This window comes from Ruegeria sp. C8, assembly GCF_056537565.1.
Genome location: NZ_JBQFRV010000023.1, coordinates 48,772 through 64,982, shown reverse-complemented (window position 1 = coordinate 64,982; position 16,211 = coordinate 48,772). Strand labels below are relative to the sequence as shown.

The window sequence follows — 16,211 nt, the reverse complement described above, 5'->3', positions numbered from 1 at the left end:
CACCCGACCCGCTGTCCCCGGTCCCCGTGTCACCGCCGGTATCACCCGACCCGCTGTCCCCGGTCCCCGTGTCACCGCCGGTATCACCCGAGCCGGCGTCTCCGGTCCCTGTGTCACCGCCGGTATCACCCGACCCGGCGTCTCCGGTCCCTGTGTCACCGCCGGTATCACCCGACCCGCTGTCCCCGGTCCCCGTGTCACCGCCGGTATCACCCGAGCCGGCGTCCCCGGTCCCTGTGTCACCGCCGGTATCACCCGACCCGCTGTCCCCGGTCCCCGTGTCACCGCCGGTATCACCCGAGCCGGTGTCCCCGGTCCCTGTGTCACCGCCGGTATCACCCGAGCTGGTAGACTCAGGGTGACTAAATGCTTCGCCACCAATAATCTGACGCTGCCCATCACTGTCCGGGCCCGCCCATTCTAGCTGTAAAGATGCGGCGCCACGGCGCTCAAAGTAGAAGATTTCGATATCATGTGAACCAGCGCTCAGTTCAAGCGTGACCCGTTGTTCGCGCGTAGCGTGCAGACCATCATTGTCGATTACCGGTTCACCGTCGATATAGAGCGCCGAACCATCATCTGAAGTCAGGTAAAACGTATAAGTCCCTCCGGCCTCAACATTCAGATTACCTGCATAATGCGCTGCAAAATGATTTCTCGGGCCACCTTCCCAAAATCCGCCTCTCTCATAAAGAATGGCAAGCTGGTCAACGTTGGCCGTCTCAACCGGAGTTGCCTCAAAATCGACATCCGACAAATTGGATATCTTGTTAGCAGGTGTGAAATAACGAGCCACAAGACCCGACACCTGTGTACTGGCCGAATCCGCATCTCCAGTATTGCCAGTATCCACATCGTCTTCGGCACTGCTTTCGTCGGCACTCGACCCTATACCGTCAGAGCCCGTTTCATCATCAGCGCGCGTATGACTGAATGTTTCGCCTTGGATAATCTCGCGCTGGCCACCACTGTCCGGTCCAGACCACTCCAATTGCAGCGATGCATCTCCAAATCCCTCAAAATAGCGGATTTCGATGCCATGTGAGCCGGCCCCAAGATCAATCGTGACAGTTTGTTCAATATCACCATGCAAACCGTCATTATCAATCACCGGCTCGCCATTTATATAAAGTGCCGAGCCATCATCCGAAGTTAGGTAGAACGTATACGTACCACCAGAATCGATATTCAGCTGCCCGGTGTAACGCGCCGCAAAATTGTCTGTCGCACCACCAAGCCAGAAGCTTTCCGCGCTGTATCGCGTCGCAAGTCTTGAAACCGTACCAGTCGCTGAGGGAGGTGCATCAAAATCAATCTGGCTGAGGTCTGACACACCAAATTCCAGAGTAAAGTATTCCGCATATAGGCTCATGACTGTACCTGCTCTTGAGTTGAAGCCTGCCTGCCAGGCCCTACTGTTTCCATTTTTTTGCACAACACGGCTAAATTAAGACAATATTCTGGCACCTCACGAGAATCGCAGTCACGACCACCACATATTTGCCCCAACAGCCAAATTTACCAAGATCACAGATACCTAGAAGCGGATAGTTTCAAAATCCTAAGCGCTTCAATGATCAGAAGCTTAGGCATCATTTATGGGCAAAAAACAGCTGATATACGCCATCGTAAGCAAAAAAACACGCATATTGAAAAACCCTTGAGAGATATCTCAGAAAAAAATCAGCCACAGATTGATTGCATTTTTAATACGCCCTCGAAATATCAGAGGCTGAATATTCTTCAGGCTGGGCAATTCCTGAAAACGAGGCGCAAAGGGCAAAGTGAAAACATATGAATCAATCTTTCGGAGCGCTCAAAGCATTTTCACTTATGGCCGCCATAAGAAATCTCGACCCAGTGCTACAAAAACCAATGGCGAATTTGCACGCCCAACGCCCTCTTCATCCCGGCTCCGATAGCTAACGCCAGTGTTGAAATTCCAATCCTGAGTTAGCCTCCGGCTGTAAACAGCATCAAGATCAAAGCGCGCAACCCTAGGATCGCTTGCCGTACCTTCTGCAAGCGCATATGTCGCCCGAAACCCCAGTTGCGAAACGGCACTAATCCCAAAAACTACTCCAAGATCTGCGACGGTTTCCGGCCGGTATTCCCGGCTATCTGTGACACCGATGCCTCGATTGATCCGGGCAAAAGCTTCGTGCGCGCCGAATTCATACGCATATGCCAGCGCCCCAATGAAATCGACTTCTCCATCAGAATCGCGCGCGACACCGACATCGGCGGAAAACGCTCCGTCTGGGATATCTACACTGCGCCCGAATGTCAGTGTATTCAAACGCCCCGGCGTATCGCGTAAAACGACAAACTCAGCCGACACATCTCCATTCGACACATCATATTGCCAGCCAATATCTCCAACAGGACCCGTAACGAGAATATCGCCTTCGACCTGATCGCGCTCGTCAATGTCAATGAAGCCTAAAGACCCCTCAAGCCGCGCCCGGGGCGAAAGCTCATGTTCTATTCTGAAAGCGATTTCTTCAGTGTCGCGGTCAGTCTGCCCTTCGCTTTCATCCTCGTAATAAATTGCCGTCAGATCGATGGCTGCCCTGGTCCGCGGTGAAAGATCAAAAGTAACACCCGCCCGGGCGGCAACTTCATCGCTTGCAAAAAGATCCGGATTGGAGGCGTCCGAGTAATCGATCCCGTTCGCTGCAACTTCCAAATTATATCCAACCAGATTCTCGCGCCCGAAATCGATCCGCCCGCTCACCAGATACTCATTCCGAATGCCCGTACCGGTCAGGTCATCAAAGTCGCGCGGCAACAAAATGACTCCCTCGTCATCCGTAAAGGTCAATAAGGAGCGCTGAAAGCCAATGTCATACCGAAGAAAATCGGCACTCAGATTCAACCCGGCATTCGCGGCTTCACGATCATACTCGAGTTCCAGAATGGCATCGCCAAAATCGATCTCGCTCTCTTGCTCGGGAAGATTTGTAAACCGTAAAGCAGTGGTGGCATCCAAAGAAAATCGCTGCGTCCGGGTTTCATCGGATAATCCAAAAGACAATATTGTCGAAGCAATTGTGCCTGATCCTTCTTCCGGGACCTCTAGCCCAAGGTTTTGCCCCGACTCAATACGCTCAGTAAGCCCGAAAGTCATCACGCGACCACCGGGATCAACCTCCTGTGCTAAAGCGGTATTTACGAAAATCAAAGGTATCCACGCAGCATTAACAACCGCTGCGTGTATATATGCTTTGTGTACCACGTCGCTCTCGTTACCAAATTACTCGAACAATCGCCTAGACGGGATGACAAGGACATCGCCCTCCGACAATCTGACGGCTGATCGTGAAACCGTACCGTCAAGAATGGAGTCATAGTCGAATTTGAAAACCGTTTCCTTGCCCGACCTGTCTGTCCGGCGCAGGGCAATTCTCTTGGTGGCGGCAAACCTGGTAAACCCCCCGGCCTCTGCAACAAGCTGCAATAACGTGGTACCGGGTTCAACCTCAAACTTACCCGGTTCTTCCGCTTCGCCGATGACATAGACACGGATCGGGTCAGGGTCTACAGGTTCGCCCACTTCACCCAGCGATACAAAAACATTTGGGGTATCCGCAAAGTTGGGTGCCAATAAATTTGCCAGATCACTTCGAAGCTGCTCAACACTGCGCCCTCCAGCAACAATCGAACCAGCTAATGGCATCGTAATCCGTCCATCAGGGCGAACAAGCACATCCCGGTCGAGCGTAGCATCCTCGAGAACCTCAATTTGCAGTGTGTCGCCGGGTTGAATGCGGTAGCTACCTTGAGCCAGAGCCGGCACAGCAACCGCAGTTGTCAGAACCAATGAAACAAGCAACGCAATTAATGAATGCATATTTATTCTCTAAAGCTCCCGCTCTTACGCCAAACCTTTTCAACCCGTCCGGCCCCAAATACATCTTCGATGGGTCCCGGATAGTGGGCCCACTCTAGCCTTGAAACTTACAGTAAAGCCACGTGTATTTGCGATCCCTTAACAATTTGGACTCAGAATGGCTCTGTATTGACCGCACCGCAACACCGAAGCGGACATGATCCATCGGCTGCATCAGGATTAAATTTTGCCATGCTTCCACATTTTGTTGGCAGCCTGGCAACTCATTTTGAATATCACTCATCCAAGGGTATGGGCTAGATGATGCGCTTTCTGCACTGGATCATGCCTCACGCACTGCAAAGATGCGTATCAAGGACAGTCGCTAGCAGGCCTGCCTATTCGGCATGCAACAAACTCCTGCGCCCCTTGAGCAACCCATCGCCTGTTTTACCAACATCCTGAAAACTTGTCTGGCAACCGATCCCCTTCAGGAATAAGTTTGCTCACCCGCTTTCGCCCAGGTTGTGTTCAGGCAATAAATATCATGCTGGTTGGACTGATCATACTAGGGATGGCCCTTGGGGCATTCACGGCTATTGGCGTATTGATATTCGGTCATGGTATTATTGCAGCCCTGATTGGCTATATTACTGCCGGGATCCTCCCGCTTCTGGTGGTCTGCATCGCACAAGCCGTCCGTTCCGAAACATGCCAAACTAAAAAGGAGTCATCCGGCCGGGTCCCGCTTTCTCAACCACCCCAAAAACGCTTTGTCCGGGCTTCTAAGGGGCACACGACCCGATTGAGCCCAGAAAGCTCGCCAGTCGGCTTCAAGCGCATAAACATCCTGACCCGGCGCCAACGCACGCGCTTCTGCCAGCGTGGCCGGGGCAAGAAGTAGAGCAGCCCTCTCTCCCACCTCGACCACCACATCCCGACGGCTGACGCGGATGATATCACCCGGTTCCTCTCCCAGGTGATAGTCGGGCAAGTGATCGGCGGCGATCATGTCGCGCAGCATCTTACGGAACACCCGGCGCGGTGAGGCCGAGCCGGATTTCTTCAGCAGCGTCTCGACCGACACCCGCCAGTCTGGTTGACGACCACAGTGCTTACGCGCCAACTCGTAGATCCGGCGCTCCAGCGGTTTGCGCAGGCGGAAGTAGTCGCGGCTGAGTGTCAGCACCGATTTCGCCAGCACCGCTCGAAACAGCCAATCCGACAATTTGACCGAAACGCTGACCATCCGCCCTGCCCGCGTGTGGCGCACGATCTCCCAGCTTTCGATCAAGCCGAAACCTGTGGTCGTCTCAACCCCACCGGTGACCATGTTGGTGGTGATGCGGGTACCGGCCAACCGTTCAAAGGCTTCGCGCAGCCGCTTGTAACCATCGCCCGAGGTTTCCCGGTTAGTTGCCACCAGCAGATCATGCGCCTTGAGGTGCAACACCCGGCTGACGGCGCGGCCTGCGTTGATTGCAGCCATCAACTGACTGATGCAGAAGATCAGGATGTCCTTGTCGTGGATCGTCGCCAGCCCCCGGACCGAGGGTGTGACGGTGATCTCAACCCCGTTATGCTCATAGTTCAGGATGCGCCGATCCGGGCGTGTGGACAGCGAGAACATCGGATGCTCCATTGATCCCATGTCTGTCTTGGGCAGTGCATCGAAAATATCGCAGACAAAGAAATCCGCTGTCGGATGCCTCTCGGGCAACAGCCCCCCTGCCCCGGCAGGGGTATCCGCGCTCATGAAAAATCACTCAGAACTGAAACGTCCCAGCCCATACCTCTGCCCCTGATCTGCCCGAATCTTTTTTCGTGGTTTTATTGACGCTTACCCTAAAGTTATCCACAGACCGGGTAAAGCATCGGATCGTGGGTTCAGAGTCAGGACAACGTGGGATCAGAGTCACTTGATCGTGGGTTCAGATTCACTCTGTCTCAAAAGAGCCGCTAAAATACATTTTTTTTCAACACTTTATGTTACTGACGTCTATACCGTAACTAATAAATAACCATATTCTAACTAAAAAAAATTCGACAAGGCCTAAAACCTACGGATTTCTACACTTCCAGCCCCTTGATTTACTTAGAAAATATCGGTTGATGCCGTTAGTTCTTCCATATGTCATGTTTTGTGATACTATGGCGAAAACACAGCATATCGAGCAGAAGAACATGGCGTTATCTCCGAAAGACGGGCTTCCACCCTATTTCAATATTGATCCCGACACCGCCCTTGCCGAACTGGGGGATCCTTCAACCACAGCCAGTTTTGCAACTATTGCCGGGGCTTGCTCTCAGGGGCGTGAAGATCTGGCGAGCCGGGGATTGGAAGATGGAGAAACGCGGCAGTTGCGTTTGTTTTCCACTTGGGAAATCACCCGTTACCTGATCCCGGTTGCGGCACCCCATTTCCGTCGGGTCCTGAAGGCCAACCCGGATCTGCCCCAGGGGCGATCAGAATCCGAAGGCGGCGCCAAATGGTTCACCTTGGATGAGGTGCTGCGGTTGCGCACTCATTTTGCTTCAGAAGGATCGAAGGCAAAAGAGTACCGCCCTTATCGCCCCGAGGGTCTACCTGCCAAGCTTGTTTCTGTTGCCAATTTCAAAGGCGGCGTTGGAAAGACCTCGACTTGCGCGCATCTGGCGATGTCAGCGGCACTGGATGGCTACAAGGTTCTGGTGATTGATCTGGACAGCCAGGGTTCCATGACCTCGATCTTCGGTGGCAAGGTCACCGATGAATGGCAGACCGTATTTCCCCTGCTGGCGCGTCACTATGCCGGATATCTGCGCCGCGAAAACCAGGGACGTCTGGACCGGGGTGAGACGCCCCACCCTATCGATGACACTCTGATGGAGGCGCTCGATACGCGTGCCAGCAGCCTGATCCAGAAAACACACTGGCCCAATATTGATCTGATTGGGGCGCAATTGAACCTCTACTGGGCCGAGTTCCAGATCCCCGTCTGGCGGATGCAGGCCCGCGGCTGGAAGCTGTGGGATGCTCTGACGGAAACGCTTGAGGCGGATGGTGTTCTGGCCGATTACGATCTGATCTTCCTCGATACCCCCCCTGCCCTTGGTTATCTGACGATCAACGGACTAGCGGCGGCCGATATCTTGCTGGTCCCAATGGGGGCTTCGTTCCTGGAATTCGATTCCACGGGGAGGTTCTTTGACATGCTGCATTCGACTTTTCAGTCGATCGAAGAGGGCGAGAACATGGCCGCCCGGGCCCTTGGACGCGAAGAAATGGCCTTTGAATGGGACGCGGTGCGCACCGTTATAACGCGCTATGACGGCACCCAGCAGGCAGAGCTGGCCGGCCTGATGCAATCCTATCTGGGCAGTGCCCTGTCGCCCCACCGGCAGGAGTTTACCGCGCTGATCGGTCAGGCGGGGGAACAGGTGAACGGGATCTACGAGGCAGACTATCGTGACTTCAACCGCGAGACCTACGCACGGGGCCGCGAGACCTTTGATGAAACCTACGCCGCCTTCAAGCGGTTGGTTCTAGGTATCTGGCGACGCGAGGAGCTGGCCCGGATCGCTGAAGAGCAGCCCGAGGTGGCGGTATGACCCCCCTGCCCTGCCTGATGAATGTTTCGCGCGCGAAACGCCTGCCACGCACACCGTACGGATCGGTGGTCGGACGACATGCAACAGAGTCTATGACCGGCAGATAAGGAGGATTTGACATGGCAAAACGCAAACGACTGACCCCTGCCCGCGCCGATTTCCAGTCTGCCGGAACCCCGGGCACCGCACCGGAAACGAAATCCATGTTCCCGTCCGTTCAAATTGCGCCCCCGATCGCGCAAGTGGCCGGCGATACGGCGCTGCAGGCTGCTGTTGATGATCTGAGCGCTGAGATCCGCACTGCCCGGGCCGAGGGCAGGTTGGTACAGCAGGTGCCACTGATGGCCATCGAGGAGGCCCATCTGGTACGCGACCGGATTGCAGTGGATGGGGAAGAGATGTCAGCCCTGGTCGAAAGCATCCGCGCCCGCGGCCAGCAAACCCCTATCGAAGTGGTTCAGTTGTCCGAGGATCGGTTCGGCCTGATTTCCGGCTGGCGACGCCTGACAGCGCTGAAGGCGTTGTACGCGGAAACTGGAGAAGACCGCTTCGCCACCGTACAGGCGCTGCTAAGACGCCCAGAGAGCGCCTCAGACGCGTATCTGGCGATGGTCGAGGAAAACGAAATCCGAGTTGGGTTGTCTTATTATGAACGCGCACGGATCGTCGCACGTGCAGTAGAGCAGGGGGTATATCCGGATGAAGGCAGCGCTCTGCGGGAGCTATTCGCTACAGCCAGCCGTGCCAAACGTTCGAAGATCGGTTCTTTCATTGCGATTTATCATGCGCTCGATGAAGAATTGGGATTTGCAGCTGCAATACCAGAGCGATTGGGATTGGCTCTGTCCAAAGCTCTCAAAGATGAGCCTAAACTGGGACTGCGTATTTCCAAAACACTGCGGAATACTCCTCTTGGGACCCCCGCAGCAGAAGCTAAGGTGATCTCAAGTTTTCTTGCTAAGAAAGAACGAGGCCGGCAGGACCGAGAAGAACCTGACACAGACGCCAAGAAAACCTCTGAACGAATTGGAAGTGTTCAAGTCCAACATGATGTGGATAAACGAAAACTGGTGCTCAGTGGCTCCCGTCTCGACGCTGAGTTTGTCGAGCGCTTGAAAACATGGCTGCAAACTGAGATCAGATAATGTTCGGACCTGCGGTATTTTTTGTTCCTATTTGAAGGCTTAATTGTGCAGTCTTCGTTTCATAAGCTGACGGGCTTTCCCAGTCGAGAGCATTGTATTTCCTGCGAGTGCTAAAGACGCTATTCTTATTAGGAAGTTGTCCATACGGCCTGCTTTGCTTGAGCTGCCCAAGGGAGCCGCTCAGCAAGCTTTGATCACAATCTAATCACGAGAAAGAAACAAGAACGGTTTTTACAGCCAAGCGACCTAGACTAGAGAGCTGGATGACCCCTTTGTGGCAAAATACCAAATCAAAGAAGCCGAAAGATCCCACAATGAACCCAGTTTCGCACGCGAAACATCTGTACGAAGGATCATAAATTGTTCGTTTGGGTGAGTCATTGTTCAACTCAACTTTGACCGAATTGCTTTTCCAATAGGACGTTCAAACCAGCGGTATGTGGCGAATGCTGCTGCAATAGAGGCCGCTAAGTAAGCTGGCAAGGTTATCCAATAGCTGGCGAATATTCGGGTTCCGTCAAACGCAATATCGGCGACCAGCAGTATGGCCATCTGAATTGGGACATGAATAAGGTATAAACTATAGCTGATGTCTCCTAAAATTCTTAAACGTCTGCCAAATTTTGGAGCCATGCGATCTAAGGAAACAAAAAGGGTCAGAGTCGCTACCGACACGCCTATGACAGATAGTTGGGTACTTTCAACGGCAAACCCGCATGCTGCGGCGATCACGCCCAACAAAAATAGAGGGATTGCCTTGAGCAAGTTTTCTTGCAGTTTAAGTGCGTATAAAAGCGATCCCAAAAAGAAATATCCACCACATTCAAAAACGCCGCGGGAAATGTATAGAACTGGGTAAGGTTGGAGGAAAAACCAGCTCCAGCTCAGTATGCTTAGGGTTGCTGTAACAAAAAACGGACTGCGTTTGATTAAAGGCAGTGAAGCTAGGAAAAGACCATAGACCAGAATCTCTAGTGAGACTGACCAAATAGGTCCATTGAAGCTTAGTCCGTGTGCAAATACCGGCCAGTTTGATGCCATCAAAAGTTGTAACACAAAATGCCTGAGATCATTGTTGCCGTAGATCTGCCAATGCCCGGTTTGACTTAGGCTAATCCACTGTAAGAAGGCGACATAGATCAAGGTTGCGAGATGGAGTGGATACAGTCTTGCAAAGCGAGCAACGCTAAATGACCGAAGGGTCACACTGCGTCGCATATAAACATGGGCAAAAACAAACCCCGAGATAAGCCAAAATAATTCCACAGCATGTGCGGCGTAAGGTCCGAACAAAGGCGATAGATATCGAGAGTGCGGAAAGGTATCGACTGGTGGAAGTGTCGAGCGGCTCATCGCATCAGCGAGATAGAAATGGTGATAGTGAAAAATTACGATGGCTATTGCTGCTATACCTCGCAACGCATCAACCCAGTAAAAGTGCTCAATTGTGCCGCTTCTAGTTTTCGACACTGATCATACCCCCCAAGCACAATTTTGATGCTTCATTGCTATGTGTTAGATGTGGTTGAAAGATCGCATATGGCGGACACAAACGTAGTGTCAGTGCATAGAGGGCCATAATCCAATGCGCTGAAACGTGTGGGGATATCGTTGCTTGCGGGAGGTTTCTAATCACATAATTGTAGGTCAAGGAGTAACCCCGTGGTGGTTTTATCTCTGTCTAATGCGGTATTGATTTTTCATGTTGACTGAGAAATCACCACCAGTCCTGAGACAATCAAGCATACACCTATGATGCGCCCAACTGAGAGTGGCTCACCCAAAAAGAACACTCCAGAAGCCAGTACCATTACAAAACTCATTGCGACAAACGGATAAGCAACAGAGAGTTCCAGCTGGCGCAACGCAAATAGCCAAAGAATGGTTCCGACACCGTACAGGGCAAGGCCTCCAATGACATATGGCGACAAGAGCATTGCGAGAGATTTACCAAGTATGGATGCGTCCGCACCCCAGCGGACCCGTTCTACCCCAATTTTGAATGATGTCTGCGCCAGCGCGGATAGAGACACGCTGGCAAAAACAATGACAAAGCTCGTGAGATTCATTGTAATACCCAATTCATGTCAATCAGACGTGCGCCCAAAATTATTCCGCCTGCGAGTAGCGCTGTCACCTGACTGGAACGGTCCCTCAAAGCAAAGACAACTGGGTCGTCGTCAATGCGTCCACGGCTGGCCCACATCCATGCACGATAAACCCAAAGCATCATCAATGGGACAATTAGCCAGAGTAATTCTGGGGTTTGATAACGTTCTACAATTCCTGGGTTGTTGATGTATTGTGCAAGCGTGAGCAGCGCTACGGCTCCATTGGAGATTCCGAAGATTTGCACCATAATCAAATCGGATGGGCTGTAACCCCGTTGGGCAAGTGGTTGCCCGTTCTTTGTTTGGCTCAGTTCTATAAAGCGTTTCATGTACGCGAGGCTGAGAAAGAAAAAGAGTGAGAAACTAAGAAGCCAGGGGCTGACCGGCACCATGATAGCTGCCGCTCCGGCGAGTATCCTAACTGTGTATAAAAGTGCCAAGGCGACAACATCGACTGTCGAATATTTTTTGAGCCAGATCGAATAGCATTTAGTCATGATAATATAGCCGATCAGTACCAGGCCGAAAATGGGGCCGACCGCAAAGAAGGCTATGATCAGCGCGAGGCCAAACAAGGCAACCCCAGCCAGCAGACCTGTGGTGGAAGTCAGTGCACCGCTTGCAAAAGGGCGGCGACATTTACTGGGATGCATCCGGTCTGCTTCGATATCCAGTAAATCGTTGAACAGATAAACGGCTGAGGCACAGGCCGAGAAAGATAGAAAGGCCAGAACCGACAACACTAGATTATGCAGTTCGGTATAGGTGTGCGAGAAGAGCAAGGGCAGAAAAAGGAGGGCATTCTTGCTCCATTGATGCGGGCGCATTGCACGTATCAATGGGCGGGGCGTGGGTTCCTTGTCGTTCAGCAGAATAGAAACCAATTTGGGGTCTTCTTCCATCAATTCTTTTGCCTTGAGCGGAGCATTCACAAACCCCCGCAGCGTAGCGACGCGCCAGATTGGCAGATCCGCTGTTGAATCGCCTATGTATTCAAAACTCTGGCCTTCTATGTAATTTTGAATGGCCTCTAGCTTGGCCTGTCCCTTCATGTTGTGACCGGGTCCAGAGGCAATGATGTCATCAAACAGTCCTAGGTGATCTGAGACCTGACGTGCGATTGAAATATCCGCAGCGGTCGCCAGTATAACAGTCCTACCGGCGTTTCGGGCAGCCTGTAGATACGTAACGACAGTTTGGTTGTATGGCAGCAGTTCAGCTTGTAGTTCCACTGTCTTGGCAAGCTGATGTTTAAGATCAGCACGATCCCCGCGCGCCAGGGTAGGGACGATCATCTTCACGCAATCTTTGTGACGCAAACCGCGTATCAGAAGTTCCAGTGCCACATCGGTGCGCACAAGTGTTTCGTCTAGATCTACAAAAAGGGGAACATCTCTGTTTTGCTGATGGAATTCGGAACTTGGTATCATGTTTCTGTTTTGCAAACTATTCCACCGTTACTTGGCGCATTATGCATTGTGAGGGATGAAGATATGGGCCAACCTTGTGCGAATTGCTTTCATTTCAGAGAACATAGTAGTTTCTTAAAAGGTAACCCGGGTACGACTTGTTTCATGTTAAATAATAAATTTGACCAAAAAACAGCTATAATTGTGCTGAGTATATGTCTTTACCTGATCGCTTTGGTTCTGCGGGCCAGCGGAGCGGATTATGGTTATTTTCATGGGGATGAGCGCATAAACGATGCGGCGAAGGTTATGACAGGGCAATTGGTTCCCGGCCAACACTTTTATCCGCCGCTGATCAACTATCTCAATGCTGTGGCTTTTGCTGGACTGTTCACGTTTGGTCTGGGGACGGGAATGTGGAGTTCTCCCGGTGAGTTTCGGGCCGCGTATTTTGAGGACCCGACGCCGTTCTATCTGACCGCTCGGTATACGACAGCGATGATCAGTGCATTGATGGCCCCCCTGTTTTTTGCCTTTGCCCGTCAAGCGCAATTGAAGACCCCAATAGCGGTGTGGATCGGTCTGATGGGGGCCCTGTTTCCACTGGGCGTTTTCATGGCCCATATCGCCAAGGGAGACAGCGCTTTAGCTGTTGCGATTGTTTGGGTATTTTTCTGTTTGTGGAAACGTGTAGAAACGAAGTACCCGAAGCGGTGGGATTTTATGACCGGGTTGGGTGTTGTTCTGGCGGTCAGCTTCAAGCATTCGGCTGTTTTCATACTGGGGCCGCTCGCGATTGGCTGGATCATCATTCTGTTGCGGCGGGAAGGTATGCAGTCATGTTTAGCCTCGGCATTGCGGGCAGGGGTAGGCGTTCTGATCCTCTGGCCCATCTTGAATATTGGAATTTTGCTCGACCTTGAGAATTTCCTTGAATACCAGGAGATTCAATCCGTGATGTCTGTTCAGGAGGGGGAAGGCTTTGCTGTCGGGCTGACCACCCTGGCGGTACGGTCACTCGATTTATATTGGGGCCTGAACCCTGTTATTGCCCTGCTTGTCTTGTTGACGCCATTGGGGTTGCTAGCAAGGAGGGTAATCTACCTTCCAAATCGAGATGTTCTTTGGGTGATCTGGGGATCATTGATGGTTGGCAGTCTCATGACAGCCTATATCACGGGATCCAGGCAGCCTGAGCATCTCTGGATCGCAAATTTTGCTGGTTTTTTGCTGCTTGCATGTATGGTTCTCGGGAGCGCTGCGGCGGTGGCAGAGAGGGGCTGGCGTATTGCTGCGCTGAGTGTGGGGGGCGTTGCTACCCTGTTGGCGGTTGTGGGGGCAGCTGTTCCCGTCAGCCAGGCTATGGCGGTACCTGTAACGGAAGATCTGGAAGCGTATCTGAGTAGGAATTTCGGTGCGGACCGTATACTGACGTCTCAACCTTTGGGGGTGCAGCAGCATGCGTTGGCGCAAGAAATGGAGTTGCAACGCTTAGACAGGCTTGCCAAAAAATATAGTGTCGAACTACCGGAAATGGCGCCTGAGCGCCTGATACGGAATACCAACCCGAACGCGCTTTTTTACGTCAATGCCCCAAGCGCAATGTACGGGTTGGAGGATGTCGACGAAGAGGACGTCAACTATGAGGTCAAAGCCCACAGTTGGCCACTTCAGAAAGAAGAATGGCAGCTTGGATACTGGCGAGACAAAGGTTTTAGAATCTTGGTGGTCCGGGATCTTGACTATCTTTTGACCGAAGTTCCGTCGGATTTGATGCGGGATTATTACCAGTCCGTCACCGAAGAATGTTTGGCTGTCAAAACATTTGAAACCCGCAAGCCGCTTTTTCTAGAGCGTCCCGTTACAGTGTTCGAGTGTTGAAAAAGGAAGCACGGCTTTGACGTATCGTCCCGACATTGATGGCCTGCGCGCGGTAGCAGTTATCACGATCATTTTTTTTCATCTTGGTATCCCCGGATTTGGAGGTGCGTTCACGGGCCCAGAGGTGTTTTTTGTTTTGTCCGGGTTTCTGATCGCGACGCGGATATTTGATCAGGTAGAAAAGGGAGAGTTTGTATTCTCAGAATTCTACTATCGCAGAGTTCGCCGTTTGTTCCCAGCCTATTTCCTCATGCTGAGCGTTTCGCTGTTGTTGGCCTACTTTCTATTGTTGCCAGAGGATTTACGCAGCTTCTCCAAGAGTTTCGTTGCAGCCACCGTGTATCTTTCGAACGTAGAGTTCTACCGTGAGACCGGATATTTTGACACAGCAGCTCACTTCAAGCCGCTCCTGCACACTTGGTCTCTCTCTGTCGAAGAGCAGTTTTATCTGTTTTTCCCAATTGTCGTGAGTTTTCTGGCATGGATGTCGCGCCGCCAGTTTTTTTTCGTTTTTTTGGGTCTCAGTATTGTCTCTTTTGTGGCTGCAGTTGTCGTGGTTACTGTCGATAAAAGCTTTGCGTTTTATATGTTCCCTCTACGCATCTGGGAGCTGGGGCTTGGGATTTTAATCGCCACAGGCTGCTACACGCTTCCCAAGTTCGAGTCTGCCTTTACAAGGGAAGTTCTCGCTTGGTCTGGTTTTGCACTGATCTTGGTCCCGATGTTTCTTTACGAGCCGACAATGAAATTTCCAGGACTGGCAGCGGTACCTGCTTGTATTGGAACGTGGCTCATCATTCAGCTTGATGCTGAACGCCTGACTTCGGTTCAAAAGTTCCTTGCCCTGAAGCCAATGGTTTTCATCGGTACACTGTCTTATTCACTCTATATGTGGCATTGGCCGCTGTTCGTGTTCTACAGCTACACAGACACAAACGGAACCGACGCCTTGGAAATCACAGCCATTCTGCTTTTCACGCTTGTTGTGTCCTATCTTACCTATCGCTATGTTGAGACGCCATTTCGCACCGGAGCCTATGGAATATACTCCACCAAGAAAACGGTTTTCACGTCGACCATAGCGATGTCTGCGGTACTGATGGCGGCAGGCTTCTTCGTGTTCCAGAAAAATGGGATGCCAAACAGATTTGACGAACAAACGCGCGCAGCAATTGCGGCGACTGATTTGTTTGGTGACATTTCGCAGGATTGTGTTTTGGACAGTGCGCAATCGCGCCTCAAGGATATAGAGTATTGTGAAATCGGATCCCCTTTTGAGGCGGAGCATTACACGCTGATTTGGGGCGACTCTCATTCGCCAACATATCGACATGCCTTCCGGGACACTCTACCAGACGCTGACGCGCTTATCGTGTGGAGCGGCGGTTGCCCCGCACTATTTGATATCAGAGTCGATGAATATGTTGCGACCGCAGCGACAGATCGCGAATGTGAGCAGAGAAATGCCGCAGTCAAACGTCTCGTGACCGAAGACAAGCGGATCGATGCGGTGATTATCCTAGGGCGCTGGTCTTATTACGGGCAGGGTACTGGGATCGGTGCAGATATTCAGAACGAAATCAAAATTTGGCCGCAAGGAGAGGCGTTCGATCCGTCAGCTGATCAATACGAAGTCTACATCGAAAGTTTTGAGCGAACGATCAACACGCTACGTCAGCAAGGCTTGAAAGTCTTTGTGATAGAGCAACCCCCTGAGTTCCCAGAATTCAGTGCTCGTACCTTTGTCATGAACAAATTAACCGGAAGAATATCGGAAAATGAAATAGCAGCGTTTGGCATTGTCGATGTAGAGACGTTGCTTGCGCGTCAGGGGCCGATGATGGGGCTTCTTGACCGGCTTGAACGGCAGGGGGATATTACCGTTTTGCGTACGCATGACAGCCTCTGCGGCGACGATACATGCTCTCTTATGATGGATGGCGCACCCCTTTATTTCGACAACAACCATCTGGCAGCTGCCATGGTGCCGCGAATATCTAGTTTATTCATTCCCGTTGCCCTGCATCACAAAAGTGCTCAGTAATCCTCTGGATTGTATTTTTTACATTTGGCGGCTTGCCCCACCTTCCATCGCCTAGAAGATAGAAGGTGGGCGAGGAGTTCTGAACTTCTCCAGCATACGTATGATTGGCCGACCTAGCTTTTGGAAAAAAGGAACCATCTCCGACTATTTGGATGCGAAAATTCTTTGCGGTCACTACTGCAACTTTTAAACTGTCAT

At 51.8% G+C, this 16,211-nt stretch carries 11 protein-coding genes; 4 read left to right on the top strand and 7 right to left on the bottom strand.

Going from position 1 to position 16,211, the window contains the following annotated elements; all coding sequences use genetic code 11:
• From ACR0KL_RS21165 to ACR0KL_RS21150, 4 genes are all read right to left on the bottom strand, one after another.
• The coding region (locus tag ACR0KL_RS21165; protein ID WP_480777471.1) for a PA14 domain-containing protein at positions 1-1,372 on the bottom strand (1,372 nt) is incomplete at its 3' end.
• Positions 1,373-1,831: 459 nt separating this feature from the next.
• Positions 1,832-3,238, bottom strand: coding sequence for a hypothetical protein (locus ACR0KL_RS21160; RefSeq protein WP_170681537.1), 1,407 nt, complete (start codon positions 3,236-3,238; stop codon positions 1,832-1,834).
• A gap of 18 nt (positions 3,239-3,256) precedes the next feature.
• Positions 3,257-3,853 carry a polysaccharide biosynthesis/export family protein gene (locus ACR0KL_RS21155; protein ID WP_170681535.1) on the bottom strand — a complete coding sequence of 199 codons (597 nt, stop codon included), beginning with the start codon at positions 3,851-3,853 and terminating at the stop codon, positions 3,257-3,259.
• Between the two features lie 709 nt (positions 3,854-4,562).
• Entirely contained in the window at positions 4,563-5,588 is a 1,026-nt protein-coding gene (locus tag ACR0KL_RS21150) for a replication initiator protein A (RefSeq protein WP_170681533.1), read from the bottom strand.
• Positions 5,589-5,983: 395 nt separating this feature from the next.
• Here ACR0KL_RS21150 and ACR0KL_RS21145 point away from each other — a divergent pair, with 395 nt between their 5' ends.
• Both ACR0KL_RS21145 and ACR0KL_RS21140 read left to right on the top strand, forming a co-directional pair.
• Positions 5,984-7,423, top strand: a complete 1,440-nt coding sequence (locus ACR0KL_RS21145) for an AAA family ATPase (protein ID WP_480555537.1) — start codon at positions 5,984-5,986, stop codon at positions 7,421-7,423.
• A gap of 119 nt (positions 7,424-7,542) precedes the next feature.
• Positions 7,543-8,568, top strand: coding sequence for a ParB N-terminal domain-containing protein (locus ACR0KL_RS21140; protein ID WP_170681531.1), 1,026 nt, complete (start codon positions 7,543-7,545; stop codon positions 8,566-8,568).
• Between the two features lie 384 nt (positions 8,569-8,952).
• Here the strand turns inward: ACR0KL_RS21140 and ACR0KL_RS21135 are convergent, their stop codons facing one another.
• The 3 genes from ACR0KL_RS21135 to ACR0KL_RS21125 form a co-directional block, all read right to left on the bottom strand.
• Positions 8,953-10,038, bottom strand: a complete 1,086-nt coding sequence (locus ACR0KL_RS21135; protein ID WP_170681529.1) for an acyltransferase family protein — start codon at positions 10,036-10,038, stop codon at positions 8,953-8,955.
• Positions 10,039-10,268: 230 nt separating this feature from the next.
• On the bottom strand, positions 10,269-10,637 hold the full coding sequence (locus ACR0KL_RS21130; RefSeq protein WP_170681527.1) for an EamA family transporter: 369 nt from the start codon (positions 10,635-10,637) through the stop codon (positions 10,269-10,271).
• The gene (locus tag ACR0KL_RS21125) at positions 10,634-12,109 is read right to left on the bottom strand and encodes a UbiA family prenyltransferase (RefSeq protein ID WP_480777470.1); all 1,476 of its coding nucleotides are present in this window, start codon (positions 12,107-12,109) and stop codon (positions 10,634-10,636) included. The genes ACR0KL_RS21130 and ACR0KL_RS21125 overlap by 4 nt, the downstream gene beginning before the upstream one ends.
• Here ACR0KL_RS21125 and ACR0KL_RS21120 point away from each other — a divergent pair.
• Positions 12,086-13,969, top strand: coding sequence for an ArnT family glycosyltransferase (locus ACR0KL_RS21120; protein ID WP_480777469.1), 1,884 nt, complete (start codon positions 12,086-12,088; stop codon positions 13,967-13,969). The two genes, ACR0KL_RS21125 and ACR0KL_RS21120, sit on opposite strands and share 24 nt — an antisense overlap.
• A gap of 16 nt (positions 13,970-13,985) precedes the next feature.
• Positions 13,986-16,013: an acyltransferase family protein gene (locus ACR0KL_RS21115; protein ID WP_170681514.1), complete on the top strand. Its 2,028-nt coding sequence runs from the start codon at positions 13,986-13,988 to the stop codon at positions 16,011-16,013.
• The last annotated feature ends 198 nt before the right edge of the window (positions 16,014-16,211 follow it).

What these genes read in the sequence shown, in the direction of transcription:
- ACR0KL_RS21145 (WP_480555537.1), top strand. Translation starts at nt 5,984, where the DNA reads ATGGCGAAAACACAGCATATCGAGCAGAAGAACATGGCGTTATCTCCG.
- ACR0KL_RS21150 (WP_170681533.1), bottom strand. Translation starts at nt 5,588, where the DNA reads ATGAGCGCGGATACCCCTGCCGGGGCAGGGGGGCTGTTGCCCGAGAGG.
- ACR0KL_RS21120 (WP_480777469.1), top strand. Translation starts at nt 12,086, where the DNA reads ATGGAATTCGGAACTTGGTATCATGTTTCTGTTTTGCAAACTATTCCA.
- ACR0KL_RS21155 (WP_170681535.1), bottom strand. Translation starts at nt 3,853, where the DNA reads ATGCATTCATTAATTGCGTTGCTTGTTTCATTGGTTCTGACAACTGCG.
- ACR0KL_RS21130 (WP_170681527.1), bottom strand. Translation starts at nt 10,637, where the DNA reads ATGAATCTCACGAGCTTTGTCATTGTTTTTGCCAGCGTGTCTCTATCC.
- ACR0KL_RS21140 (WP_170681531.1), top strand. Translation starts at nt 7,543, where the DNA reads ATGGCAAAACGCAAACGACTGACCCCTGCCCGCGCCGATTTCCAGTCT.
- ACR0KL_RS21125 (WP_480777470.1), bottom strand. Translation starts at nt 12,109, where the DNA reads ATGATACCAAGTTCCGAATTCCATCAGCAAAACAGAGATGTTCCCCTT.